Raw genomic sequence first — 26669 nt, 5'->3', positions numbered from 1 at the left:
CATGGCAGGCTTGCGCGAAACCCTGCTTGGGCCGCCCACCGCCTTCGGGACATGGATCGCCTGCGATTCCACGGTGGCGTGCGAAACGATGGGACGCGCCGGCTATGACGCTGTGGCGGTCGACCTGCAACATGGCGCTGTGACGCTCGCGAGCCTGCTGCCGGTGCTGCAAACGTTCGATGCGACCGGAACGCCCGCGCTGGTCCGCGTGCCATGGTGCGATCCGCCGACGCTGATGCGCGTCGCCGATCTCGGTGCCGCCGGCGTGATCGTGCCGATGGTCAACTCGGCGGCCGACGCGCGGACGGCGGTCGCGGCAGTCCGCTATCCCCCGCGCGGTATCCGCTCCTTCGGCCCCGTTCGGCAATGGTACGGGGCGGGCGAGGGACACCACGATTGCCTGTGCATCGCGATGATCGAAACCCGCGAGGCATTGGATAATCTCGCGGCGATCGCGGCGACGCCCGGCGTCGACGGCTTGCTGGTCGGGCCGGTCGACCTGGCGCTGAGCCTTGGCCACGAACTCTCGCTCGACATGCCCGCAGCGGTGCTCGACGCGATCGCCACGGTGGCCCGCGCCTGCGGCGACCACGGTCTGATCTGCGCATCGGTGTCGTTCGGCCCGGCGAACGCGGCCTTGCAGCTCGAGGCGGGCGTGACGTTCCTGACATCGGGCAGCGACACGATGTTCTTGCGCAAGGGAGCGGCGGAAGATCTCGCGGCGCTGCGCAGGCTGGGCCACGGGCTATGACATCCACCGTGGCAAGCCAGGGCGCGGTGCTGGGCGACGAACTCGCCGCGCTGCTCGACCCCCGCTATGTCATCCCCGGGAGCGCCGCGGACGCGCGGTTTCGCCGCGACGTGCTCGGCAAGTATGCCGCCGATCCGGCCTTCGTGGTCCGTCCCGCATCCCCGCAAGAGGTCTCCGGCGTGATGCGGATCGCCGGGCTGCATGGCGCCTCGGTCACCGTCGTCGGCGGGCAGACCGGAACCGTCGGCGGCGCGATCGCGGCGCCGGGCGGCATCGCGTTGTCGCTCGATCGGATGGACAAGGTCGTCGCCGTCGACACCGCCGCCATGGCCATGACGGTCGAGGCCGGATGCATCCTGCAAGTGGCGCAGGAGGCGGCGGAGGCTGCTGGCGCGTTCCTGCCGCTCGATCTCGGCTCGCGCGGGTCGGCGACGGTCGGCGGCTCGATCGCGGCCAATGCCGGCGGCAACCGCGTGCTGCGCTGGGGCATGCTGCGCGACATGGTGACGGGGCTCGAAGTCGTGCTTGCTGACGGCACCGTGGTCAGCTCGCTGACCCCCATGATCAAGGACAACGCGGGCTATGCCTGGAAACACCTGATGATCGGCAGCGAAGGGACGCTCGGCATCGTCACGCGCGCGGTGCTTCGTCTCCGGCCCCGCCCGGTGACCGATCAGACCGCGCTGGTGGCGCTGGAAAGTTTCGATCAGGTCATCGCGCTGCTGCGTCGGCTGGAAATGCGCCTTGGCGGGCGGCTGTCTTCCTTCGAGCTGATGTGGGGTGAATTCTATGCGGTCATGACTCGCTCGCAGCGCGAATCCCGAAGCCAACCGATGGCGCAGGGGCACGCCTTCTACGCTCTCGTCGAGATGCTGGGCGGCGATGCCGAGAACGATCCGGACCAGTTCATGCAGGCGCTGGCCGAAGCGATCGAGGAGGGGCTGGCCAGCGACGCGGTGATCGCCAAGTCGGGCGGCGAGCGCGAGGCGCTCTGGGCGGTGCGCGAGGACATGGCGCCCGCGCTCGCGGCCTGTCACCCGTTCCTCGTCTACGACGTGAGCATGACGCTGGCGGCGATGCCTGGATTTGTCGAGGCCGTGCGGGCGGCCGTCCTCGTGCGCTATCCCGAGGCGCGGTTCCTTTTCTATGGCCACGCCGGGGACGGCAACTTGCACATCATCGTCAATCTCGGGAGGGGTTCGGCAAATGCGAGCGGCGACGAGGATACCGTCGACGCGCTTGTCTATGGCGAAGTCGCGAGGCTGGGCGGTTCGATCGCGGCCGAGCACGGCATCGGCCGATCGCGCCGGGCCTTTCTGCACCATTCGCGATCGCCTGAAGAAATCGCGCTGATGCGCAGGATCAAGCAGGCGCTCGATCCGGACGGACTGCTCAACCCGGGCAAGGTGGTTCCGTGATGCGATCGCCCGATGATGATCGACAAAGCCAGGAGAGCGATCGGATGGAATTTCGCGAAATCGGCAAGCAGGTCTCGAACTGGGGGCGCTGGGGCGCGGACGACCGGATCGGCACGCTCAACCATCTCACACCCGAACGGACCGCGCAGGCGGCGCGGGCGGTGCGCAGCGGACGGATCGTCAATCTCGGCCTGCCGCTGAGCAACCAGGGAATCCAGGTCGGGCTCGGCGGGCGTGTCAACCCGATCCACATGATGAGCCTGACCCCGCCCGATTTCGCCGACCGCCCCGACCGCATGATCGTCGCCGACGACGCGCTCTACCTGCCGCTGCAATCGGTGACGCAGTGGGACGGATTGGGCCATGTCGGCTACGACGACCAGCTCTACAACGGCGTGCCCTCATCATCGATCACGACGGGGGCGGGCTCGGCGGCGCTCTCGATCGATCAGATCGCCGAACGCGGGGTCGCCGGGCGCGGCGTGCTGCTCGATCTGGCGCGGCTGCGCGGCAAGGACCGGCTCGAGGCCGGCGAGGTGATCACCGCGGCGGATCTCGACGCGGCGCTCGCGGCGCAGGGCTGCGAGACGCGTCCCGGCGACATCCTGATCGTGCGGACCGGCTGGCTGCGCTGTTTCACGAAGGATGGCGACGCGGCGCGCTACTGGAACGGCGAGCCGGGCATCGCGCTCGATTGCGCGCCCTGGCTGCACGAACGCGAGATCGCCGCGCTTGCCAGCGACAACTGGGGCGTCGAGGCGATGCCAGCCAACGACAGCGCGTTCGAGATGCCGGTGCATTGCGTGCTCATCCGCGACATGGGCATGACGCTGGGCGAGGTTTTCGTGCTCGACGAGCTTGCTGAGGTCTGCGCGGCGGAAGATTGCTGGTCGTTCTTCTTCACCGCGCCCCCGCTGCTGGTAAAGGGCGGCGTCGGATCGCCGCTGACGCCGCTGGCGATCCTGTGACACTCGCCAAGGCCACCGCTGGCCAGCTACCCGCGCCGACGCGCGATCGCGCGCAAATGCTGGCGGACATCGCCGAGCATGGCCTTGCGATCGTGCCCGATGTGCTCACCGGCGACACGCTGGCGCGCACGCGCGACGCGCTCTACCGCGCGGCGGAGTCCGATCGCGCGCGGGGTCGCGAGCAACGGCTCGCGCTCGACTATGCCGACGATGCCAGCAACCAGCGTGTCGCCAACGTGCTGAGCCGCGATCCGCTGTTCGAGGACCTTGCCTTTCATCCGCTGGCGATCGACCTCTTGAAGGAAGTCGTCGGCTGGCCCGCGCTGCTGTCCAACATCTCGGCGAACATCACCGGCCCGGGCGGCGGCGAAATGGTGCTCCATGCCGATCAGCTCTTCGTGCCCGAGCCCTGGCCGCGGGCGCCGCAGGGAATGAACGTCGGCTGGTGTCTCGACGATTTCACCGCCGAAAACGGGGCGACGCGCGTCGTGCCCGGCAGCCACCGGCTGAACCGGATGCCGCAAGGCGAAGAGCAGCAGCTCGACGGTGTCGCGGTCGAGGCACCGGCGGGCTCGATCGTCGTTTTCGAAAGCCGCCTGTGGCACAAGACGGGCAACAACGTGACGGGAAACGAGACCCGCGCGGGCGTCTTCGCGTGGTATTCCTCGTACATCTACCGCAGCCAGGAGAACTGGTTCCTCTCGCTGCGGCCGGAGATCCGTCAGTTCGCCACCGAGGAAATGCTGGTGCTGCTCGGCTACAAGGCCTGCGGCTTCGGCGTCGTCAACGGCGCCTCGATCGTCTGAGATGGGTCCCCTCCGGCCTCGCCGGAGGGGATGCTTTCGATCAGAACCGCACCGTTGCCTGCAGCACCACTTCACGCGGGCGCAGCGTGAACCCGCCGTACTCGCCGGGCGTGCCGAAGGTCTTGTCGTTGCTGATGAGCTGGTAATACTCGTCGGTGAGGTTGCGGCCGATCAGCGCGAGTTCCCAGCGGTCGTCGATCTCGGCTACGCGGACGCTGGCATTGAGGCGCCAGAAGCCGTCGACGACGCCGTCCGGCGAGCCTTGTTCGTCGGTGAGAAAGTCGTCGGTATAGACCGCCTCCGCGCTTAGTCCTGCTTTCAGGCCCTGGCCGATCTCGCGCTCGTAGGTGCCGCCGAAGTTGAATGTCCACTCCGGCGCGCGGGGCAGGCGCTGCCCGCTGCGATCGTAAAAGCCGTTCGCGCAGACCGGGGTGCCGACGATCTTGAGGTAGCACTGGGCATTGGGAAAGCTCAGGTACTTGGCCTTGTTGTACGAGCCGCTGGCATTGAGCCCCAGTTCGGGCGTCGCCTGCCAGGCGAACGAAGCCTCGACGCCGGTCGTGCGCGATTTGCCCGCGTTCTTGATGAAGTAGGCGATCAGCGTCGGCTCGAACGAGGTGAGCTGCAAGTCGTCGAAGGTATAGCGATAGGCCACGAGATCGAAGCGGATCGAACGCCCTGCGGCCTCGCCCTTGATGCCCGCCTCGAAGCCCTTCGACTTTTCGGGCGAGAAGGACAGCAGGCTGGGATCTGCATAGACGGCCGAGATCGTGGCTGGCGTCGACAGCCCGCCCGATTTGAACCCGGTCTTGTACGCCACGTAGGTCATGAGGCCGTCGGTCGGCTTGTAGGTCAGCGTGACTTCGGGCGACCAGTTCGAAAACGACACCTTTTCGCTGATCGTCTGGCCGACGGGGAGCAGTCCGAAGGCCTGGCCCAGCACGTTCAGATAGAGGTTCCGCCCCGAGATTTCCTTCTTCTCGTGCGTGAAGCGCACGCCGCCGGCGAGTTCAAGGTTGTCGAGGATCGAATAGCGCAACTGGCCGAAGGCGGCATAGGTGTTGCCCGAATTGTCCCATCGGTTCTCGAAGGTATAGGCCGAATTGCCGTTGTCCGCGTCGAAACCGACGAAGCCGAGGATCGGCTGGAACGTGTTGAATCGCTTTGAATCCTCGAAAAAGCCACCGAAGGTGAAATTGAGCGGCCCGTCGTAGTCGCTGGCCACGCGCAGTTCCTGCGACCAGGTTCGGGTGTCCTCGACGAGGTAGGACCCCACCGCCGCGAACGACGTGAGATCATAGAAGCCGAGGTTGCGGCCCTTCAGCTTGGTATAGCCGCTGACCGAGGTGATGGTGATGTCGTCGAGCTGGTAGTTGAGCACGAGGCTGCCGATCCACGTGGTCAGGCGATTGTACGAGCGGCCATCCCGGGCGCCCGGCCAGTTGTTGAGCACTTCGGCCGGCAGCGCGCCCTGGGCCCTCACCTTGTCGAGGCGGCAGTCGGTGCTGGGGGCGTAGACTTGCTCGCCGGTTACCAGGTTCGTCGTCGAAAGCTGCCCTTTGCCGAGCGCGGGCGGGGCGCAGAAGCCCTCGATCGCGTCGTCGCCGTTGCCCTTCAGGTAGCTCCCGGCGAGCTTGAACGTCGCGTCGAAATTGCTGGTGGGCTCCCACTTGAGCGTGGCGCGTCCTGCGTAGGAGGTATAGGCGGGCGCATCTCCGGTCGCCGGTCCCGGGATGGGGAAGGGATAGATCGGGTTTTCGCCGCCCGGCGCGACGTTCTTGATCCAGCCGTTGAGGTCGGAGATCTTGCCGGCGACGCGGAACAGCAGGTCGTCCGCGATCGGGCCCGATACGAAGGCTTCGACGTATTTCTCTTCCGCCTCGAATTCGTATCCGCCGCGGATCATCGCCGCGAAATCGGAGGTCGGCGCCGCCGAAGTGATCGAGATCACGCCGGCGGGCGAATTCTTGCCGAAGAACAGCGCCTGCGGGCCCTTGAGGACCTCGACTTGCTGGAGGTCGAACTGCGAGGCGAGGATGAAGCGGCCCCGGCCGACGGAAACGTTGTCGACCAGCACGCCGACCGACTGCTCGATGCCCGGATCGAGGTAGGACGAGCCGACACCGCGGATCGATATCGTGCCGCCGCCGCCGCCCGAGGCCGGGGCGATGAGCAGCTGCGGGGTCATCTGCGCGATCTGGGTGACGTCACTGATGTGCGCCTTTTCCAGCATCTCGGCGGAGATCGCGGAAACCGCCACCGGCACGTCGAGCAGCGATTCCTCGCGCCGCCGCGCGGTGACGACGATGGTGTCCAGCGCCGTTGCGTTCTGCGCCTCGTCGGGGGGCGGCGCGTCCTGCGCCGTGGCCGCGACCGGCGCCGCCAGCGCGAGCAGACTGGCGGCCGTCAGATAGCGAAACGAGACGTCTGGCATCGATTTTCTCCTCCCAGGACGACCCGGTCTTCGGACGACCCGCGCAAGGGGTCGCCCGGCCGATCGGCATGCCGGGACCGTCGTTTGATTGATTGTTGCCCAGCCTTAATCCGACGCGGCGGGCACGCCAGCAATGGTCGCTCGCGACAACGAAATGGCGCTTCGCGACATCCCCCGGCAACGGCGTTGCCTGCTGTGTGCTGGCCTGCCTAATCAGGGTTTCGGCGCAACGTGGACCGAAATCGGCGCCGGGGAAGGATGCGAGAATGAAGCCGGACGATGCGGTGGCGCCGCGCCTGAACGTGGACCTTTATGATCCGGGCAACCTCGCGCGGCCCTGGGATATGCTGCGCAGCATTCGCGAGGCGGGACCGCTGGTCTGGAACGAACAGGGCTTCTGGATGACCGGGCATGACCGCGTGTGTCGACAGGTCCTCAACAGTCCCGATCAGTTCGGACAGGAGGGGCTGATCGCATCGCTGTTCGGAGAGGAGGCCTTCATCTCGATCGACGAGCGCGCGATGCACAACGCGCTGCGCAACGTGTGGGTGGCGGCCTTCGGATCGCGCGGCGTCGAACGGCTGGTTCCCTTCGTCCGCGATGCCATCGTCGATCTGGCGGATGGCGTCGTCGAGGAACTCTCCGGCGGCGGGCAGGTCGATATCATGGCGCGCCTGTGCCGCCCGCTTCCGGCGGTCGTGATCGCGAGGATGATGGGCGTGGCGCCCGACATGGTCCCCGTCGTCATCGCCTGGAGCGACGCGATGGCCGACGCGACCTCGGGCGGCTTTCCCATCGACTACGCCAACGATCCGGCTTGGCTGGCATCCGAGGCGGCGAAGCGCGACCTGGGCGATTACATCCGAGACCAGATTCGCTATCGGCGGGGCAATCCGGGCGAGGATCTCGTGAGCATGATGGTGGGCTCTGACATTGCCCGTACCCTGTCCGACGAGGCGCTTATGGTGAACATTCGCCAATTGCTCTTCGCGGGCAACGAGACGACCGCGAAATGGCTGGGGCATATCGTCGTCACGCTCGCGGAGGACGCGGATCTGCGCGGCGAATTGCGCCAAACGGCCGATCTGATTCCGGATGCGGTCGAGGAAGTCCTGCGCTGGCAGGGCGTGACGCAAGTGCTCCCGCGCGGCGTGATGAAGGACGGGGCGCAAGTCGCCGGAGTGGCGCTGCCGCAGGGCGCCCAGATCATCCTTCTGATCGGCGCGGCGGGAAGGGACCCCGCGCGCTGGGACGCGCCCGACCGCTTCGACCTCCACCGCGCGAAGAAGCCGCACCTCGCATTCGTCTTCGGACTGCATAGCTGCCTCGGCGCCACGCTCGCGCGCATGGAAGCGCGCGAGTTCACCGATGCGCTCTTGCGCCGTGTGCCGGATTTCCGCGTCGCGCGGCCCGTCACTTTCGGCAATTTCAGCCTGCGCGGACCGGCATCGATCGTGATCGAGCGCGCCTGATGGGCGCGTTTCGCTTTCGGTTGCGCGCGGGCGTGCCGCCCGTCAGCGTCGCCGGATGGCGCGAGGCCGCGCGCCGGCGGCTGCCCGACATGGCCTGGAGCTATATCGAGGGCGGGGCCGACGATCGCGTCACGCTGGACGAGAACGTGTCGGCGTTTGCCCGCCATCGGTTGCGGATGCGCTCACTTACCGGTGTCGGTATGCCCGACACCGGCGTGACCGTCGCCGGAACGCGGCTGTCGATTCCCGTCGCGCTCGCGCCGGTCGGCGCGACGGGAATCGCGCACTGGACCGGAGACGTCGCGGCGGCAAGGGCGGCCGAGACGGCGGGCACGCGCGCGGCGCTCTCCACCGCGGCGAGCTATCTGCTGGAGGACGTCGCGCGGGCCACGACGGCGGGGCACTGGTTCCAGCTCTATCCGATCGGCGGACGCGCGCGCATTCTAGAACTGATGCAGCGCGCGAAGGCGGCGGGCTATTCGGCGCTGTTCGTGACCGTCGACATCCCCACTCTCGGCAACCGCGAGGGTGAGCGCAAGTGGCACTTCCAGCTTCCCTGGACCGTCACGCCCGGGCGCATGCTGCACCTCTTGCGCCATGCGCCATGGGTTTACGAGGCGTTGCGCCACAAGCGCCTTGCCGCGCGCCATTTCCTCGAAGTTCCACAAGCCCCGCCCGAACAGGAGCCCGAACCCGAGCCCGATGGTCCCGCGGGGGCGATGTCCGCCGCGGCCAATTCGAGCGCCAGACTGGCAAGCCAGATCCGCTCGGACCTGACCTGGCAGGATGTCAAATGGATGCGTGACCATTGGTCCGGACCGTTCTTCGTCAAGGGCATCCTCGATCCGGAGGACGCCGCGAGCGCGGTCGACGACGTCGGCGCGGACGGGGTCGTCGTCTCGAACCATGGCGGCAGGCAGCTCGATCGCTGCCTGGCGTCGATCGACGCGCTTCCCGCCATCGCGCGCGCGATCGGCGACCGCGCGACGGTGCTCCTCGACGGCGGCGTGCGGCGCGGCACCGACGTGATCGCCGCCGGCTGCCTGGGCGCGGACGCGGTGCTTGTCGGCAGGCCCTATCTCTATGGTCTGGCGGCAGGCGGCGAGGCGGGCGTGGCGGCGGTGCTCGACCTGTTTCGCGAGGAAATCGAGCGCGACCTCAAGCTCATGGGCTGCGCGTCGTTTGCAGCGCTCGGCCCCGAATGGCTCGTCCGGCGCGGCGACGACGTGTCCCGCCCATAGGCCCGTCCGTGCCTCGCAGCCATCAGGCGTTCACGACGATGCCGCCGTTGGGATGGAGAACCTGCCCCGACATGTAGCTGGCATCGTCGCAGGCGAGAAACAGGAACGAGGGGGCCACCTCGTTGGGCTGGCCGGGGCGGCCCATCGGCGTGCCTTCGCCGAAATGCTCCAGCTTTTCCTTGCTCGCGCCGCCGCAGGGATTGAGCGGCGTCCAGATCGGGCCGGGCGCCACGGCGTTGACGCGGATGCCTTCGCCGACGAGGTTCTCCGACAGCGAGCGGGTGAAAGCGGTGATCGCGCCCTTCGTCGCGCTATAGTCGAGCAGGTTCTTGCTGCCCTTGTACATGGTCACGCTGGTGCAGTTGACGATTGACGCGCCCGCCTTGAGGTGGGGGCGCACCGCCTGGACGAGGAAGAACATGCCGAAGATGTTGGTCTGGAACGTCCGGCGTAGCTGATCCTCGGTGATGTCGGTGATCTCCGCGTCGGGGTGCTGCTCGCCCGCGTTGTTGACGAGGATGTCGATGCGGCCGAACGCTTCGAGCGTCTGCTCGACGATCCGCTCGCACATCTTCTTCGAGCCGACATCGGCCCGGATCGCGATCGCCTCGCTGCCCTCTGCCTCGACGATGCGCTTCGTTTCGGCCGCGTCGTCGTCTTCGAGCAGGTAGACGATCGCCACCTTCGCGCCCTCGCGGGCATAGAGCGCGGCGACGGCCCGGCCGATACCGCTATCGCCCCCGGTCACGATCGCGACCTTGTCCTTGAGGCGGTTCGATCCCGGATAGCGGGGCGTCCAATCGGGCTTGCGTTCGAGCGCGCTTTCATGGCCCGGCAGGGAATCCTCGTGGATCATTTCAACAGTGTCGGTCATCAGTTGTCTCCTTCGCGATTCCAACGCGGGCGGAAGTACGAAAGTTCACACGAGGGATGCGGGAATTTGGCTGAATTTACAAAAGTTAAGCCGCGATTTCGGTTGAGCGGACGGGAGGCTCTATTCGCCGCAAAGCAAATAGTGCGCGAAACTTCGCCCCGCCGGTTCGATTGCTGCTCTAGTTGATGACTTGCAGACAGGGATACGACCATGAGCCAATTCGAACTTTCCAAGGGTGGCGCCAATCATCAGAAGCCCGAGGGCAAAGACGACGTCATGACCACGGCGCAAGGCGCTCCGGTCGCCGATGACCAGAACTGGCTCAAGGCGGGGGCGCGGGGCCCCTCGCTGCTCGAAGACCATATCGCTCGCGAGAAGATCTTCCACTTCGATCACGAGCGGATTCCCGAGCGTGTCGTTCATGCGCGGGGCTACGGCGTGCATGGGACGTTCGAACTCACCGATCCGATCCCGGAACTGACCCGCGCCCCGGTGCTCGCGGGCGAGAAGGGCAAGAAGACGCCCGTGTTCGTGCGCTTCTCGACTGTCGCGGGCAACAAGGGCTCGCCCGACTTGGCGCGCGACGTGCGCGGCTTCGCGGTCAAGTTCTACACCGACGAAGGCAACTGGGATATCGTCGGCAACAACATACCGGTGTTCTTCATCCAGGACGCGATCAAGTTTCCCGACCTCATCCACGCGGCCAAGCCCGCGCCCGACCGCGGCTTTCCGCAGGCGCAGACGGCGCACGACAATTTCTGGGATTTCGTGAGCCTGTCGCCGGAATCGATGAACATGATCATGTGGATCATGTCCGACCGCACGATCCCGCGCTCGTTCCGCCTCATGGAAGGCTTCGGCGTCCACACCTTCCGGCTGGTCAACGAGAAGGGCGAGGCGAAGTTCGTCAAGTTCCACTGGAAGCCCAGGCTCGGCATGCAGTCGGTGATCTGGAACGAGGCGCTCAAGATCAACGGCATGGACCCGGACTTCCATCGCCGCGACATGTGGGCCGCGATCGACGCGGGCGACTTTCCGCAATGGGATCTCGGCGTGCAGGTCTTCGATCAGGCGTTCGCGGATGCGTTCGAGTTCGACGTGCTCGATGCGACCAAGATCATCCCCGAGGAGCAGGTGCCGGTCCGCATCGTCGGCACGATGACGCTCGATGCCAACGTCGACAATTTCTTCGCCGAGACCGAGCAGGTTGCCTTCTGCACGCAGAACATCGTGCCGGGGATCGACTTTACCGAGGACCCGCTGCTGCAGGGGCGCAATTTCAGCTACCTCGACACGCAGCTCAAGCGGCTCGGCGGGCCGAACTTCACCCATATCCCGATCAATGCGCCAAAGTGCCCTGTGCACCACTTCCAGCAGGACGGGCACATGGCGATGCAGAACCCCAAGGGTCGGGCGAACTATGAGCCAAACTCGTGGGGGGCGGGAGACGGCGCCGAAGCAAATCGCGGTCCCCGTGGCTGCCCGATGCGCGGGTTCACCTCCGCCCCGGTCGCGCTCGAAGGCGCCAAGGTTCGCGAGCGCAGCGAGACCTTCGCCGACCATTACAGCCAGGCCCGGCAGTTCTACGTCTCGCAATCGCCGGTCGAGCAGACCCACATGGCCAATGCGCTGACCTTCGAGCTTTCCAAGGTCGGCCGCATGGACATTCGCAAGCGCATGATCGGGCACCTGCGCCATATCGACGAAGGCCTGGCCCGGCAGGTGTGCGAGGGCATCGGACTGCCCGAGATGCCCGACAAGGTGCCGGCGGCGCGCGATCCGATCGCCGACCTGCCTGAAAGCCCCGCGCTGTCGATCATCCGGAACGCGCCCAACAGCTTCAAGGGCCGCAAGCTCGGCATCTACATTGCCGAAGGCGCCGACGCGGGCGTCGTCTCCGCATTGAAGGACGCGGCCGCCAAGGCGGGTGCCATGGTCGAGATCATCGCGCCGCATGTCGCCGGCGCGAAGCTTTCGGACGGCACCATGCTCGAGGCCGACGAAAAGATCGATGGCGGTCCCTCGGTCGTCTACGATGCCGTGGCAGTGGTGATGAGCGAGGCCTCGGCCAGGCGCTACGATGCGGACAAGCCCAGCATCGATTTCGTCAACGACGCCTTCGCGCACGCCAAGTTCGTGGCCTACGTGCCCGCAGTGCAGCCGCTGTTCGAGAGCGCGGGCGTGTGGAAGTGGATGGACGAAGGCTTCGTCGATGTCTCCAAGCCCGCCGATGCCGAAGCCTTCATCGAGAAGTGCGCGCAGCTTCGCTTCTGGGACCGCGAGGCCGTCAAGCAGGACTGACGGCGGTTCAGTTCCGGGCGGCCGTTTCCGGGGCCCCGCTTGCAGAGCCACGGCGCGGACCGGGCGGCGGCCCGCGCCGTGGCTTTTGCGTCAGAACCAGGCGCGCAGGCCGATCACTCCCACCACCCGGTCGGGATTGTCGCCGGTGGCGGTTGCGAGGGTAGCGGTCCGCCCGAACTGCTTTTGCCATTCGAATCCGACGTAGGGGGCGAACGTGCGCCGCATTTCGTATCGCAGCCTGACGCCTGCCTCCAGCGAGGTGATCCCTGAGCCCAGCCGTATCTCCGGGATGTCCTGCGCCGAGAAGTTCGCCTCGACCCGCGGTTGCAGGATCAGCCGTTGCGTCAGGCGCTGATCGGTCTCGGCTTCGATCCTGCCCGTGAGTTCGCCCTTGGTGGAGACGAAGGCGGTGGCCGATACCTCGATCATGTAGGGGGCCAATCCCTCAAGGCCGATGGCAAGTTGGGTGCGATCGGGACCCGGGAAGATCTGTTGCCGGACCCCGGCGTGCAGGTCGAACCACGGCCCGACGGCATGGCTCCACAGGGCCTGCACCTCGGCATCGTCGAGCCCGTCGCCAAATTCGCCGTCGCCTTCCGTCGTGATCCAGAACCGGTCGATGTCGCCGCCCACGCTCATGCTCGCTTCCCAGGCGAAGCCGTCCTGGCCCTTGCCCGGCTGCCATTCGAGCCGATCGAGCATGAAGAAGGCGGCCTCGAAATCATCCATCTCCGCCGTCATCATCTCGCGGGCATGGGCCATCGCGCCATCGGCATAGTATTCGTCCGCGGCATGGACCGGACCCGAGAGGGCCGCCGGAGGCGGCGGCGCCTGCGGAACCGGCGCTTGCGCATTCATGGGCATGGCGTGTCCGGAGTGGTCCATTACGGGCGAGGCGGGCGGGTCCATGCCCTGCATCGCATCGCGCTCCTGCGCCGTGCCGTGCGCGGCATGCGCGTTGTCGCTCTCCTCTTTCTGCTTCGACATGCCGGCCATGTCGTGTGCGCCGTGGTGGTCATGCGCGGCCTGGCCGGTATCCTGCGCCGTTGCGGGGAGGGCCCAGAGCGTGGCCGCGAGTGGCAATAGGTACCTCATGCCGCGTCTCCCCCGAGAGGGCGCACGGTCACGACGTTGAACATGCCCGAGATCATGTGCAGCAGCAGGTGGCAATGAAACGCCCAGTCGCCCGGCTCGTCGGCGGTGACGTCGAAGGCGACGAAGCCGCCCGGCAGAACGTTGACCGTGTGCTTGCGCGGCAGCCTGTCGCCTTTGCCGTTGACGAGGTCGAACAGGAAGCCGTGCAGATGGATGGGGTGCGTCATCATGGTCTGGTTGACCAGCTTGAAGCGCACCCGTTCATTGCGCGCGAGCCGGATCGGTTCGACAATGGCGCTATAGCGCCTGCCGTCGAACGACCACATGTAGCGCTCCATATTGCCGGTGAGGTGAACCACGATCTCGCGCGAGGGCGCAGATATGTCGCGGCGCGGCTCGGGTGCTTCCAGATCGGTGTAGACGAGGACGCGGTGGTCGGCGTCGTCGAGCCCGAGGCCGCGATCACCGGTGCGGTCCACCGGCATCGGCGCGATCATGTCGACACCGGGAGTGAGTTCGACGCCCGGCGCATTGGCGCCGTCGCGCATCGACATCGAGCCGTGTGCGCGATGATCCATGGCGCCCATGCCGCCCATGCCCATGTCCTGCATGGTGAGGATCGGGGGCTTTCGCAGCGCGGGAACGGGGGCCGCCATGCCGGGGCGCGGAGCCAGGGTGCCACGGGCATAGCCCGACCGGTCGATGGACTCGGCGAACAGCGTGTAGGCCTGCTCGCCGGGCGTGACGATCAGGTCGTAGGTCTCGGCGACGCCGATCTGGATCTCGTCGGTCTCGACCGGCTTCACGTCGCTGCCGTCCGCCGCGACGACGGTGAGCGGCAGGCCCGGGATCCGTAAGTTGAATATGGTCATGGCCGAGGCGTTGATGATGCGCAGCCGTACCCGCTCGCCCGGATGGAACAGCCCGGTCCAGTTCGCATCGGGTCCCTGTCCGTTGACGAGATAGGTGTAGGTCGCGCCGGTCACGTCGGCGATGTCCGCCGGCGACATGCGCATTCGTCCCCATTTCATCTTGTCGGCGATGCTCATCGGCTTGCCTGACGGCGCGTCGAACCACGTCTGCTGCCGGTAGTTGAAATAGTCCGGTTGCGCTTTCAGCTTCCGCAGGATGTCCAGCGGCGGCATGAAGCTCCAGTCGGAGAGCATGACGACGAACTCGCGGTCGGCGGCCACGCGTTCGCCTCCGGCGGGATCGATGACGATCGGACCGAAAAGGCCCGTGCCCTCCTGTCCGCCCGAATGGCTGTGGTACCAGTAGGTGCCCGCCTGCCGGACCGGGAATTCATAGGTGAAGGTCTCGTGGGGGCGGATACCGGGAAAGGTCACGCCCGGCACGCCGTCCATCTGGAAGGGAACGAGCAGCCCGTGCCAGTGGATCGAGCTGTCGACGTCGAGGTGATTGGTGACGGCGAGCCGCACGTCCTGCCCTTCGCGCAGGCGGATGAGCGGGCCGGGAAGGGTGCCGTTGACGGTGGTGGCGCTCGCCGTGCGGCCGCCGAGAGTGAACGGTGCGCGCGCGAGCGACAGGGCGATGTCTTCGCCCGACAGGGCTTCGGCGGCACGCGGCGGATGATGGCCGGTCTGCGCGCGCGCCCATTGCGGGAAGAGGGCGGCGAACGCAGCCGCGCTCCCCGTGGCAAGGGCGCCGCCGAGCAGGGCGCGCCGGTCTAGTGACGATGTGAGCATGAAAGTCCTTCCGGCCGAGCCGGTCACTGGAAGTGTTGAGAAATGGCTGGTGATGCACGGTTGGCGTGGACCTGTGTCCGCCAGGGCCGGCGGCATCGGTCGCATCTGAGCCGCGCATGGGCAGCGCAGAGGCCGTGCGGCGGCGAGCATCAGCCGGATGCGCCGCGTGTCAGGCGCTCAGGACGAGCGCGGCGGGGGCGGGTCGACGGGCGACGGACGCGGCGTGAGACGCTTTTGAACGGCGAGGTCGGGAGCCATCCCGAAGACGGGCGACTCCACCGCCGGATCGGGCGCGGCGGGGCGCATCCCGGACATCGCCGCGAGGCAACTCGCGAAGCAATGGATGGTGTCCTGAAGCGGTGAAGGGCCGTGCCGCGACGGTCGCGTCGAGCAGTCTTCGTCAGCCTGCGCCGCGTGGTGCGGGGCCGTCCGGGACATTGCCTGCGGCGCCGTTGCCATGGCCGGGGCGGAAGCCAGCATCAACGCCGCGCCGAGCAGCATCCAGACCGCGCTGAAGCGTTCGGCCGCGCTCTTCAGGAGCGCGAGCGGTCTCAACGTCCGACCTTTTCGAAAAGATCCACCAACTCGCGGAATTTTTCGCGCTGGTCCTCCGCATCTCCGGACTTGATCGCATCCTCGATGCAATGCGCGGCGTGGATTTCCAGCACCTTGGACTTCGCCGCCCGGATCGCCGCCTCGATCGCGGAAAGCTGCTGGAGGACATCTATGCAATACCGCTCCTCCTCCATCATCCGCACGATCCCGCGCGCCTGCCCTTCGATGCGCTTCATGCGGGTGATTTCCCGGGAGAACTTGGCGTGCATGGTTCGGTCGGCTGGATACGGTTGACGGGCAATGCTCTCCTATACCCTACCCCTGTATGTTGCACAATCGGAAAATACCCGGTAGGGGTATGCTCGGACATTGGGACAGCGCGGAGGCTATTCGCTTCCGCCGCGTTTTCGCCCGGCGGGCGACGAACACGTCCGAACGGCACCGGAACAGGCGCTCAGGCCGAAGGATCGAGACCAAATGGATCAGCATGCGCATCGCGGCGCGCACACGCACACCGCTGGAGGTCAGGAAGAAGTCATCGACCCGGTTTGCGGAATGCGCGTCGATCCCGTGGCGAGCGCGCATCACGCCACGCACGAAGGGTCGGAGTATCACTTCTGCTCGGACGGATGCCGCGCGAAGTTCGTCGATGACCCGGGCAAGTACCTGAGGCAGCGCGATCCCGAGCCGGTCGCGCCCGGGGCCATCTACACGTGTCCGATGCATCCCGAAGTGCGCCAGCAGGGGCCGGGAACGTGCCCGATCTGCGGCATGGCGCTCGAGCCCGAACAGGTCAGCCTCGACGACGGCCCCGATCCCGAACTGATCGACATGCGCCGCCGCTTCGTGGTCAGCGCGGTCTTCACCGTGCCGCTGTTCCTGTTCGCGATGGGCGAGATGCTGCCGGGCAATCCGCTCGCGAGCATTGTCCCGCCGGAGTGGGCGCAATGGCTGCAAATGGCGCTCGCCACGCCGGTCGTGTTCTGGGGCGCGGCCCCGTTTTTCGTGCGGGCGGTGGCTTCGGTGCGAACGCGCAATCCGAACATGTTCACGCTGATCGGGCTGGGCGTCGCCATCGCCTACGGCTTCAGCTTCGTCGCCACGCTGGCGCCGGGACTGTTCCCCCCGGCGTTCCGCGACCATACGGGGCGTGTGGGCGTCTATTTCGAGGCAGCGGCGGTGATCACCACGCTCGTCCTGCTGGGGCAGGTGCTCGAACTGAAGGCGCGCGGGCAGACCTCGGGCGCCTTGCGCGCGCTGCTCGAACTCGCGCCTCCCGCCGCGATCCGCATCGGCGCCGACGGCGATCAGGAGATCCCGCTGGAGGACGTCCATCCCGGCGACCGCCTGCGCGTGCGCCCGGGCGCCAAGGTCCCGGTGGACGGCACCGTCGAAAGCGGATCGAGCCACGTCGACGAATCCATGGTGACCGGCGAGCCCATGCCGGTGGCGAAGGCTGCGGGCGAGCGGCTGACCGGCGGCACCGTCAACGGTAACGGCAGCCTCGTCATGGTCGCCGAGCGGGTGGGGCGGGACACGCTGCTGTCGCGCATCGTGCAGATGGTCGCGTCCGCCCAGCGCAGCCGCGCTCCGATCCAGAACCTTGCCGACCGTGTCGCGGCGTGGTTCGTGCCCGCGGTCATCGCAAGCGCGCTCGCCGCGTTCGTCGCCTGGGCGATCTGGGGACCGCCGCCTGCGCTGACTTACGCGCTGGTCAACGCGATCGCCGTGCTGATCATCGCCTGCCCCTGCGCGCTCGGCCTCGCCACCCCGATGTCGATCATGGTCGGCACCGGCAAGGGCGCGCGTAACGGCATCCTGATCCGCGACGCCGAAGCGTTGCAGGCGCTCGAGACGATCGACACCGTCGTCGTCGACAAGACCGGAACGCTGACGGAAGGCAAGCCCCGGCTAGTCGCGGTGGACACTTCGGACGGGTTCGCGGAAGATGACCTGCTCGCTCTCGCCGCGGCCATCGAACTCGGCAGCGAACATCCGCTCGCCACCGCAATCGTCGCCGGTGCCCGCGATCGCGGCATCACGGTGGCGGAGGCCGAGCAGTTCGAGGCAGTCACCGGACAGGGTGCGCGCGGCGATGTCGGGGGCCGCAAGGTGGCCATCGGCAACGCGCGCTTGATGCAGGGTCTCGGGATCGCCGATGAAAGCGCCGAACAGCAAGCGCAGGCCGGCCGCGCGAAGGGCCGCACGGTCATGTTCGTCGCGGTGGACGGCAGGCTGGCTGGGCTTCTCTCTGTCGCCGATCCGATCAAGCAGAGCAGCGCGGAGGCGGTGAAGCGTCTGCACGGGCAGGGCGTGCGCGTCGTCATGCTGACGGGCGACGCCGCCACGACGGCGCAGGCGGTCGCGGGCGAGCTGGGGATCGACGAGGTCCATGCTGAAGTCTCGCCCGAGGACAAGCACCGTATCGTCGGGCAGCTCAAGGACGCGGGCCGCAAGGTCGCGATGGCCGGAGACGGAATCAACGACGCCCCCGCGCTCGCCGCCGCCGACGTCGGCATCGCCATGGGCACGGGCACCGATGTCGCGATGGAAAGCGCGGGTGTGACGCTGGTCAGCGGAGACCTGCTCGGCCTGGCGAAGGCACGCCGCCTGTCGCACCTGACGATGCGCAACATCCGGCAGAACCTGCTGTTCGCCTTCGGCTACAACACCGTGGGCGTGCCGGTTGCGGCAGGCGTGCTCTATCCATTCTTCGGACTGTTGCTGAGCCCAATGATCGCCGCTGCCGCGATGAGCCTTTCTTCGGTGTCGGTCATCGCCAATGCCCTGCGGCTTCGCCGGGCCGAGCTCTGACGAGGCGCTGGCGCGGCCGCGATCGGACCGGCGTCGCCAAAGCTCCTGACGGCGAGGCCGGGATCAGGCGATGAGCCTCGGCTCGGCCCAGCGCGGCTTGGCGCGATCGCCGGGATGGCGCGCGCCGGCCCGTTCGCGAGGGTCGTCCGCGTCCATGCGGAAACGGGTGACAAGGCGCGCGAGGTTTTCGGTCTCGTCGGAAAGGCTGATCGCGGCAACGGAGCTTTCTTCCACCATCGCGGTGTTCTGCTGGGACGTGACGTCCATCGCGGCGAGCGATTCGTCCGCCTCCCGGAGCCGTCCCGATTGGTTCGACGCGGATTCGGTAATCAGCGTCACGATCTCGGTGGCATCGGTGATGCGTTCGATGATCTTCTGAAGCGACGAGCCGGTCCGCTGGACCATCTCCACTCCTTGCCCAACCTGGTCGGTGCTCGTCTCGATCAGGCCGCGCACCTGGCTGGCCGCTTCGGTGGTGCGCTGTGCCAGCGCCCGCACCTCGGTCGCGACCACGGCGAAGCCCTTTCCGGCTTCCCCGGCCCGAGCCGCCTCGACGCCCGCATTGAGCGCGAGGAGGTTGGTCTGGAACGCGATCCCGTCGATGATGGCCATGATGCTGCCGATTTCGGCCGTCGAGCTCTGGATCGCGTCCATCGCCGTTACCGCCTGCGCCACCACCTGGCCGCCCTCCTGTGCGACATTCACGGCTTCCTGCACGCGGCGGTGCGCCTGCTGCGCGCGCTCGGCGGTGGAGGAAAGGTCGGCGTTTAGCGTGCGGACAGCCGAAGCCACCTGAGCCAGCGCGTCCGCGTTGCGTTCGGTGCGTTGCGCCAGATCGGTGGATGCCTGGCTGAACTCCATCGTTCCCGACTTGATGCTCTCGGTCGAATCCGAGACCGAAATCAGGGTCTCGCGCAGTTGCTGGACCATGCGGTTGAAATCGGTCTGCAGCCGCGCGAACGCCTCGCCCAGTTCGGGCAGTTGCACGGTCACGTCGCCCTCGGCGAGGTCGTGCATTCCGCGCCCGACCACCTCGAGCATGCGGCGGGTTTCCGCCTCGACCTTCTGGTTCTCGGTCAGGGTGGCCTGCAGTTCCTCGGCCATGGTCCGGGTCTGTTCCTCGATCTTGCGGTTCTCGATCGTGGTCAGCCGCAGCCGCTCGGCGGCCTGGGCGAGTTCGCCCACTTCGTCGTGCCGGTTGAGGTAGGGCACGGCGAGGTCCAGTCGCCCGTTCTCGATGGCGAAGATCGTCTCACGGACGTTGCCCAGTTCCTCCAGGATGGTGGACCGAACGCCCTTGGTGAGCAGGTAGGAGGCGAGGCCGGTGACGAGGCAGATCGCACCCATCACGATCAGGGCCGCGTGGGCCAGAGAGTTCTGGGCCGCATCGAGCTCAAGGCTGCGTGCGACCACGGGACCGCGGATGGCTTCGATATTGTTGTCCACGACCTCGCCGGAAGCGACGATGTTCGCGACCGTCGCCTTGCCGCCCCTGGCAAGCTCGCGCTCGACGACATCCACGTAGGCGTCCGCGCTTTCGGCGACTTTCGCCAGCGCACCGGTCTCGTCCGCGCCGAGCAACTTGCGCGTGTCTTCGATCGACGTTTCGAGATCCGTGACGTTCGCGGTCAGGCTCTCTCGCGTTTGCCGGTCGCGCACTAGGGCGTGGCGGAACACGTCGCGCTCGAGCGAGGCGAAGTCCTTTTCGAGCAGGGCCGATTGCAGCGCCTGCTCGCTGGTCAGGGTGGCGCGTTCGACCATGCCGATGCTGAGCACCGAATTCACCACCGTTGCGCCGAAGACGGCCAGTCCGGTAACGATCGCTGTAAGCGAAAGGATCGCAAGCCGCTGCGTGATCGAACGATCCCGCAACCAAGAAGCGTTGACCTTGTTAGAGACTACCATGCCAGTTCCTTTGCGCTGCCGCGCGGTGAGAGTGCGTTACGGTGCCATCGCATCGAATGATTACTCAGCGGGGCAAGGGCGGATAGAGGACTTTCCTGAGCGGGCTCGTCGCGGCGAAGGAAGAGAGGCATGAAGGCGACGCTCCCGCTTCGTCCGTGCCTGCGGTTGCAACGGCGAAGCCCGGGTCGGATCAGAAGGTGTAGAGCGCCGACGCGTAACCGTATTTCGTGTCGCCGGTCCGCGGGGCATTGGGCGCCGTTTTGAGGAAGCGTCCCTTGTCGAGATAGGCGGCGCCCGTTTCGAGCTGCATACGCTTTGGCACGAGCCAGTAGCGCGCCCGGGCCTGGAACTGACTGCCGCCGTCCCGGCCCGAGTTGCCCTCGGGATCGATCACGCGTGTGAAGGAAAAGGCGTCGCTGGCCGAAACGAGGCCGACCCGGCGCCATTCGCCGAAGACGTCGAAACGCTTCGAAGGCGCGATGTCGAACCGGATGCCGGCGCCCTTGATGTTGCTGCGACCCAGCGGGCCGAACAGCGAGGTCGGCCCCCAGTCGCCGCGGCGCGGGCCGTAAAGCGAATCGAAGCGCTCGTACTTGCGCGTGCCGGCCTTGTCGCCGCTGGCAATGTCGCCGAACACGGTGATGCGCGGCTTCAGGCTGCCGCCCAGCCGATAGGCGAGGTCGGCATGCATGCTCCAGGCGCGAACGGGCACTTCGGGAGCATCGGCGGCCTTGGATTCGCGGATGTTCCCGCGCTGCACCATGCCCTCCAGCTCGGCCGAGATTCCGCTCTTGAAGGAACGGCGCAGCCGCGAGCCCACCGTGACGAGATGCCGATTGCGGGTGGCCTTGCCGGGATAGTCGTTCTCGTCCAGTCCGATCACGTAGAGCTCGCCGTCGATCGTGCCGATCTTGCGCGCGACATGCGCGCCCCAGAACCGCAGATCCCAGCGCTCCCGGTCGAACTTGAACTTGTTGCGGGCGAGAGCCGGCTTGTCGTTGGGCAACCTGTCATCGGGCAAGGTGAAGAACGCGGTGAGGGCGGTCGGGCTGTCGCCCTGGCCCTGCCAGTCGAAACGAAGGCCGGTAAAGGCGTTCGCCGCGTTGCGATATGCCGGATCGCCGGCGAGCCGCTTCGATCCGATGTTGAGAAGGAAGCGGCCGGCGGTCAGCCGGGCGCCCTCGGCAACGTCCGCCGCGACCCAGGCCTGGGCAACCTCAAGGGCATCTATGTCGCCCGAGCCGAGCGGCGTCGTCTCGTCGATCGAATAGGCGCGCGAATCGCGAATCTCGAGGCCCGCGCCGAACCCGTCACCATCGTAGGTGACGCCGAGGCTGGTACGGATGGAAACGGCGTCCTCGCTCTCGCGTCCGCCGGGCCGGTAGCCGCCGTCGTATGCTTCGTAGCGGACTCGCGTGCTCGCCTCGAAGTCCCATCCCGAGGCGGGCGCGTCGGCCGCGTTCGCTGCTCCGGAGAAGATCCCCAGCGTCGCGATGCTGGCCAGCCCCCACCGCGCGATCCGGCCGGGGCGTGTGCCGGCAAGGACGGATTTTGCTCGTGCATCCTGGTTCATGGGATCAGAACTCCTCCCAGCTATCGTCTGTCGCGGCGAGCTGCGGAGCGCCGCCCCCGGTGGCGCTCGCTTTTCTCTCGAAGGCCGGAAGCGCCGCCTTCGGCTGCGCGGCGTACAAGCCGGTCGGCGCGGCAACGTCGAACCGGTCGCGGGCATCGACGACGTTGCCGCCACCCAGCTTGAACCGGCCGACCAGCCCGGCCAGCTTTTCGGTCTCGCTCGAAAGCGAGCGCGCGGCGGCGGTGCTCTCTTCGGCCATCGCGGCGTTCTGCTGCGTCGTGATGTCCATGGCGGCGACCTGCTTGTCGGCCTCGCTGAGACGTATCGACTGGCTGGAGGCGGACTGGTTGATCTTCATCACGATCTCGGTCGCGGAATCGATGCGCTCGATGATCCGCTGAAGCGACTCACCGGTGCGCTGAACGAGTTCCACGCCCTGCTCGACCTGATGCGTGCTGGTCTCGATCAGGGCACGCACGTTGCTTGCCGCCTCGGTCGTGCGCTGCGCGAGCGCCCGCACTTCGGTGGCGACGACGGCGAAGCCCTTACCGGCCTCTCCGGCCCGGGCCGCTTCGACGCCGGCGTTGAGCGCGAGGAGGTTGGTCTGGAACGCGATCCCGTCGATGATCGCCATGATGCTGCCGATTTCGGCGGTCGACTTCTGGATCGCGTCCATCGCCTTCACCGCATGGGCAACGACCTGGCCGCCTTCGTTGGCCTCGTTGACCGCATCGCCGACGCGGGAGTGCGCCTGGCTTGCGCCTTCGGCGGTCTCTGCCATGTCCTCGCTCAGGGTGCGGATGGTCGCCGACATCGAGGCGAGGCCGCCCGCCTGCTGCTCGGTCCGGTGCGCAAGGTCGGTCGAGGCGTCGCTGAACTCCTTCGTGCCGGCCCGGATGCTCGTGGTGGACTGGGTGACCGACGACATGGTCTCCTGCAATTGCGCGACCGTGCGGTTGAAGTCGCGGCGCAGGCTGTCGAACGCCTCTCCGATCTCGGGAAGCTGGATGGTTACGTCGCCCTCGGCGAGATCGTGCAGGCCGCGCCCGACCATCGCCAGCATGTTGCGGGTCTGCTCTTCGATCTTGCGGTTCTCGATGATCGTCAGCCGCAGCCGCTCGGCGGCCTGAGCCAGCTCGCCCACTTCGTCGCTCCGGTCGAGATAGGGAACATCAGTCTCGAGCTCCCCTTCCTCGATGGCGAAGATCGTCTGGCGAACTCCGCCCAGTTCGTCGATGATGGTGGTGCGAACGGCGCGCGTCAGCAGGTAGGAGACCAGTCCCGTGACGACGCAGATGGCCCCCGCGACGATCAGTGCCCAGTGGGCCAGCGAATCCTGGCTGGCGGCGATCTCTTCGCTGCGCGCGATCACGGGGTCGCGAATGGCTTCGATATTGCCGTCGACGATCTCGCCGGCCGCGACGATGTTCGCCACGGCGGCCTTGCCCCCGCGATCACCGGCAAGCTCGCGCTCGACGACGTCCACGTAAGCGTCCGCGCTTTCGACGACTTTCGCCAGGGCGCCGGTGTCGTCCGCGCCGAGAACCTTGCGCGTCTCGGCGATGGAGCTCTTCAGGTCGGCGATGTTGCTCGTCAGGTTATCGCGGGTCTGCTGGTCGCGCACGAGGCCATGGTGGAACACGTCGCGCTCGAGCGAGGCGAAGTCCTTTTCCAGCAGCGCCGATTGCAGCGCCTGCTCGCTGGTCAGGCTGGCGCGCCCGACCATGTCGATGCTCAGCACCGAACTCACGACCGTGGTCGCGAGGACGGCGAGCCCGGTGACGATCGCGGCGAGCGAAAGAATTGCGAGCCGCTGCGTGATCGAGCGGCTGCGCAGCCAAGATTTTTTGACCGTGTGCGAGCTTGCCATGAGGAACCCTTTTTGCGCTGCACCGAAGGAAATGTGCTGCAGGGCCACTCGCATTAATCATTTACCGACACGGTCAATGGCAGCTAGCGGACTCCCCTGAGGCAGTCGGCAAGACACTGCCGAGCGAAGCGTGAGCCGGAGGCAGTGGGCGAGCCCGGACAGAGCGCCCATCGGCAATGGAGGTTCGCTTGCCGACGCGGCTCGTTGGAACGGCGCGAGGGGCGTCTCCGCGCCGAAGTCAGCCGGCGCGGGCGATGCGCCGCCAGGGCTTGCCGTCCGCCAGGATTTCGCGCGCGGCGTTGTGGCCGGGGGCGCCGGTCACACCGCCGCCGGGATGGGTGCCCGCGCCGCACATGTAGAGGCCGCTGATCGGCCCGCGATAGGCGCCGTTCCCCAGCACGGGCCGCGCCGACCAGAGCTGGTCGAGGCTCATATTGCCATGCATGATGTCGCCGCCGATCAGGCCGAACTTGCGCTCGAGGTCGAGCGGGGAATGGATCTGCCGCGCGATGACGGACGGTCCGAAGCCCGGCGCCCATCGGTCCACCGTTGCCACGATCAGGTCGGCCGCCGCGTCGCGCGCGTCGTCCCAGCTTCGCCCCTCGGGCAATTCAGGCGCGAATTGCTGGCAGAACAGGCTGGCGACATGCGCCCCGGCAGGTGCCAGACTGTCGTCGACCACCGTCGGAATCAGCATCTCGACGACGGGAGCCTTCGACATTCCGGTCTGTTTGGCGTCGGTGTAGGCCCGGTCCATGTAGTCGAGGGTCGGGGCGATGATGATGCCGGACTGGAGGTGCTCGCCCGGCTCGGGCAGACACGCGAAGCGCGGCAGTTCGCTGAGCGCGACGTTCACCCGGAATGTGCCCGAGCCGACCTTGTAACCGCGCATCGCCTTGCGGAAATCGGCTGGCAGATCGTCGGACGCGATCAGGCGGTCGTAGAGCAGGCGCGGGCCGACGTTGGCGACGATGGCCTTGCCGAACACCTCGCGGCCGTCTTCGATCCGAACCCCGATGGCGCGCCCGTTGTCGACAAGCACTTGCTCCACTGCGGCATCGGTCGAAATCTCGACGCCAGCCTCCTCGCAGGCGGCGCGCATGGCCTGGGTGATCGCACCCATGCCGCCGATGGCATGGCCCCAGGCGCCCTTGGTGCCGTTCACTTCGCCGAAGACGTGATGGAGCAGCACGTAGGCCGAGCCGGGCGTGTCCGGCGAGGCGAAGTTGCCGACCACGGCATCGAACCCAAACGCGGCCTTCACCGCCTCGCTCTCGAACCAGCTATCGAGAAACGTCCGCGCGGACTTGGTTAACAGGGCGAGCATCTCGCGCTGTCCGGAAAGATCGCGCTTAAGCACACCGCGCCCCTGTCTTGCCGCCGCGACGAGGGCGGCAAGTCCGTCGCCGGCATTCGGCGGAGTCTTGAGCGCGAGGTCGCGCAGCAGGTCCGCCACCTCTTCCAGCGCGGCGAGGTAGTCGGGAAGCGCATCGGCATCGGTGGCGGAGAACTTGCGGAATTCGGCCTGCGTGCGCTCCATGCCGCCGCCCGTCATCAGGTAGCGGCCGTCCTCTTGCGGAAGAAAGTTCGAGACGGGCCGCTCGACGATCCGCAGCCCGCGCCGCGCGAGCTTCATGTCCCTGATGACCTTGGGTTGCAGCAGACTGACGGTATAGCTCGCCACCGAGTTGCGGAATCCGGGATGGAATTCCTCGGTGACCGCCGCGCCGCCAACCATCGCGCGCCGCTCCAGGACCCGGACCGACTTGCCCGCCCGGGCGAGATAGTAGGCGCAAACGAGGCCGTTGTGGCCGCCGCCAATGATCACGGCGTCGTACTTGGTGGTCATCGAAGGCACTTCCCGTTACGCGGCGCGCCGGCACCGGCTTCCAAGTCTAACAGGATTCCTTCGCAGGCGCGCCCGCGCCGCCTTAGCCTTCGGCCTTGTCCGCGTCCTCGTATTCGCGAATGCCCCATTCCGAGGTGTCCATCGCGGCGAGCCCCACGGTCTCGGCGTCCGTCTCGTCGAGGATCTCGTCGATCCGCCGGGCGACGGTCTCGACGGTGTGGTCGCGGTCGCTGATCCCCTTGGTGCGGGCGATGTAGCAGCGCTGCAGGTCGCCGCCGACCGAATCGATGCACTCGCCGGTGATCTCGCAGCTTTCATGCGCCACGTAGAGCACCGCCGGCGCGCAGAGTTCGGGTTGCAGGCTCTGCCTGGAATGCGCGAGGAGGGGGGAGTCGTCCTCGAACGAGGAAATGACCATCCGCGTGTAGGCGCCCGGGCTCACGGCGTTGACGCCGATGCCGTGCGCCATGCCTTCGGCCGCGAGACCGCGCGTCAGCGACCATGCGCCGCCCTTCGTGGTCGCGTAGATGACCTGTTCGACATAGCCCGTCATCGAGCCCGAGGTGATGTTGACGATCCGACCGTAGCCCTGCGCCTTCATCACCGGCCAGACCGCCCGCGCCATCCAGACCGAACCGAGGACATTGACTTGGACGTGCCGCTCTATGTCGCGGTCGCTGATCCGGTCGAACGGCGCGTTGATGCACACGCCCGCGTTGTTGACGAGGATGTCGACGCGCCCGAACGCCTCCATCGCCTGTTCTACGACGGACTTCGCGCCCTCGGAGGTCGCGATCGAGGCTTCGCTCGCGATCGCGCTGCCGCCGGCTTGCTTGATTTCGTCGGCAACCGCCCGCGCGTTCGCCATGCCGGGATAGTGGCGTGCTTCGGGATCGCGACCGATGTCGTTCACCACGACATTGGCGCCGCGCGCGCCCAGCATCAGCGCATAGGCGCGCCCGAGGCTCGGATTGCCGCCCGCGCCGGTTACGATCGCGGTGCGACCGTCGAAACGCAGTTCGTCCATCATGTGCTCC

Annotated in this window: 19 protein-coding genes; 8 read left to right on the top strand and 11 right to left on the bottom strand. The window is 67.1% G+C overall.

All coding sequences use genetic code 11. The features are described 5' to 3' along the window. Position 1 precedes the first annotated feature (1 nt). The 4 genes from B2G71_RS04645 to B2G71_RS04630 are packed head-to-tail and all read left to right on the top strand — an operon-like array spanning position 2 to position 3943. Positions 2-751 carry an aldolase/citrate lyase family protein gene (locus B2G71_RS04645; protein WP_168176258.1) on the top strand — a complete coding sequence of 250 codons (750 nt, stop codon included), beginning with the start codon at positions 2-4 and terminating at the stop codon, positions 749-751. Further along, entirely contained in the window at positions 748-2169 is a 1422-nt protein-coding gene (locus B2G71_RS04640; protein ID WP_098104564.1) for an FAD-binding oxidoreductase, read from the top strand. The genes B2G71_RS04645 and B2G71_RS04640 overlap by 4 nt, the downstream gene beginning before the upstream one ends. 44 nt (positions 2170-2213) lie before the next feature. Then, on the top strand, positions 2214-3137 hold the full coding sequence (locus B2G71_RS04635) for a cyclase family protein (RefSeq protein WP_098104563.1): 924 nt from the start codon (positions 2214-2216) through the stop codon (positions 3135-3137). After that, positions 3134-3943: a phytanoyl-CoA dioxygenase family protein gene (locus B2G71_RS04630; protein WP_240530007.1), complete on the top strand. Its 810-nt coding sequence runs from the start codon at positions 3134-3136 to the stop codon at positions 3941-3943. Before B2G71_RS04635 ends, B2G71_RS04630 begins: the two co-directional genes overlap by 4 nt. A gap of 40 nt (positions 3944-3983) precedes the next feature. Here B2G71_RS04630 and B2G71_RS04625 read toward each other — a convergent pair whose 3' ends face one another. Continuing rightward, the gene (locus B2G71_RS04625; protein WP_098104562.1) at positions 3984-6377 is read right to left on the bottom strand and encodes a TonB-dependent receptor; all 2394 of its coding nucleotides are present in this window, start codon (positions 6375-6377) and stop codon (positions 3984-3986) included. Between the two features lie 266 nt (positions 6378-6643). On the opposite strand from B2G71_RS04625, the gene B2G71_RS04620 reads away from it, so the two are divergent. Next, entirely contained in the window at positions 6644-7849 is a 1206-nt protein-coding gene (locus tag B2G71_RS04620; RefSeq protein ID WP_098104561.1) for a cytochrome P450, read from the top strand. After that, positions 7849-9090: an alpha-hydroxy acid oxidase gene (locus B2G71_RS04615; RefSeq protein WP_098104560.1), complete on the top strand. Its 1242-nt coding sequence runs from the start codon at positions 7849-7851 to the stop codon at positions 9088-9090. Before B2G71_RS04620 ends, B2G71_RS04615 begins: the two co-directional genes overlap by 1 nt. A 22-nt stretch (positions 9091-9112) precedes the next feature. Here the strand turns inward: B2G71_RS04615 and B2G71_RS04610 are convergent, their stop codons facing one another. Then, positions 9113-9964, bottom strand: coding sequence for a glucose 1-dehydrogenase (locus B2G71_RS04610; RefSeq protein ID WP_098104559.1), 852 nt, complete (start codon positions 9962-9964; stop codon positions 9113-9115). A 210-nt stretch (positions 9965-10174) separates the two neighbouring features. On the opposite strand from B2G71_RS04610, the gene B2G71_RS04605 reads away from it, so the two are divergent. Next, a complete protein-coding gene (locus tag B2G71_RS04605) occupies positions 10175-12265 on the top strand; it encodes a catalase (RefSeq protein ID WP_098104558.1) in 2091 nt (696 codons plus the stop codon). 90 nt (positions 12266-12355) lie between these two features. On the opposite strand, the gene B2G71_RS04600 is transcribed toward B2G71_RS04605, so the two are convergent. From B2G71_RS04600 to B2G71_RS04585, 4 genes are all read right to left on the bottom strand, one after another. Further along, entirely contained in the window at positions 12356-13360 is a 1005-nt protein-coding gene (locus B2G71_RS04600) for a copper resistance protein B (RefSeq protein WP_098104557.1), read from the bottom strand. Continuing rightward, a complete protein-coding gene (locus B2G71_RS04595; protein WP_098104936.1) occupies positions 13357-15066 on the bottom strand; it encodes a copper resistance system multicopper oxidase in 1710 nt (569 codons plus the stop codon). Before B2G71_RS04595 ends, B2G71_RS04600 begins: the two co-directional genes overlap by 4 nt. A gap of 177 nt (positions 15067-15243) precedes the next feature. Then, positions 15244-15621 carry a hypothetical protein gene (locus B2G71_RS04590; protein WP_098104556.1) on the bottom strand — a complete coding sequence of 126 codons (378 nt, stop codon included), beginning with the start codon at positions 15619-15621 and terminating at the stop codon, positions 15244-15246. After that, a complete protein-coding gene (locus B2G71_RS04585) occupies positions 15618-15857 on the bottom strand; it encodes a metal-sensitive transcriptional regulator (RefSeq protein ID WP_276306903.1) in 240 nt (79 codons plus the stop codon). Before B2G71_RS04585 ends, B2G71_RS04590 begins: the two co-directional genes overlap by 4 nt. A 241-nt stretch (positions 15858-16098) precedes the next feature. On the opposite strand from B2G71_RS04585, the gene B2G71_RS04580 reads away from it, so the two are divergent. Then, complete coding sequence (locus B2G71_RS04580; protein ID WP_098104554.1) at positions 16099-18435, top strand: heavy metal translocating P-type ATPase; 2337 nt, start codon at positions 16099-16101, stop codon at positions 18433-18435. Between the two features lie 63 nt (positions 18436-18498). Here the strand turns inward: B2G71_RS04580 and B2G71_RS04575 are convergent, their stop codons facing one another. The 5 genes from B2G71_RS04575 to B2G71_RS04555 form a co-directional block, all read right to left on the bottom strand. After that, positions 18499-20340 carry a methyl-accepting chemotaxis protein gene (locus tag B2G71_RS04575; protein ID WP_098104553.1) on the bottom strand — a complete coding sequence of 614 codons (1842 nt, stop codon included), beginning with the start codon at positions 20338-20340 and terminating at the stop codon, positions 18499-18501. Positions 20341-20530: 190 nt separating this feature from the next. Further along, a complete protein-coding gene (locus B2G71_RS04570) occupies positions 20531-21913 on the bottom strand; it encodes an alginate export family protein (protein ID WP_168176257.1) in 1383 nt (460 codons plus the stop codon). Between the two features lie 4 nt (positions 21914-21917). After that, a complete protein-coding gene (locus B2G71_RS04565) occupies positions 21918-23783 on the bottom strand; it encodes a methyl-accepting chemotaxis protein (RefSeq protein WP_168176256.1) in 1866 nt (621 codons plus the stop codon). A gap of 238 nt (positions 23784-24021) precedes the next feature. Continuing rightward, complete coding sequence (locus B2G71_RS04560) at positions 24022-25632, bottom strand: NAD(P)/FAD-dependent oxidoreductase (protein ID WP_098104935.1); 1611 nt, start codon at positions 25630-25632, stop codon at positions 24022-24024. A gap of 82 nt (positions 25633-25714) precedes the next feature. Next, positions 25715-26659: an SDR family NAD(P)-dependent oxidoreductase gene (locus B2G71_RS04555; protein ID WP_168176255.1), complete on the bottom strand. Its 945-nt coding sequence runs from the start codon at positions 26657-26659 to the stop codon at positions 25715-25717. Positions 26660-26669: the final 10 nt, after the last annotated feature.

It is taken from the genome of Novosphingobium sp. PC22D, assembly GCF_002556635.1.
Taxonomy (GTDB): Bacteria; Pseudomonadota; Alphaproteobacteria; order Sphingomonadales; family Sphingomonadaceae; genus Novosphingobium.
The sequence above is the reverse complement of the archived record's forward strand: the minus strand, read 5'-3'. Positions and strand labels throughout refer to the sequence as shown.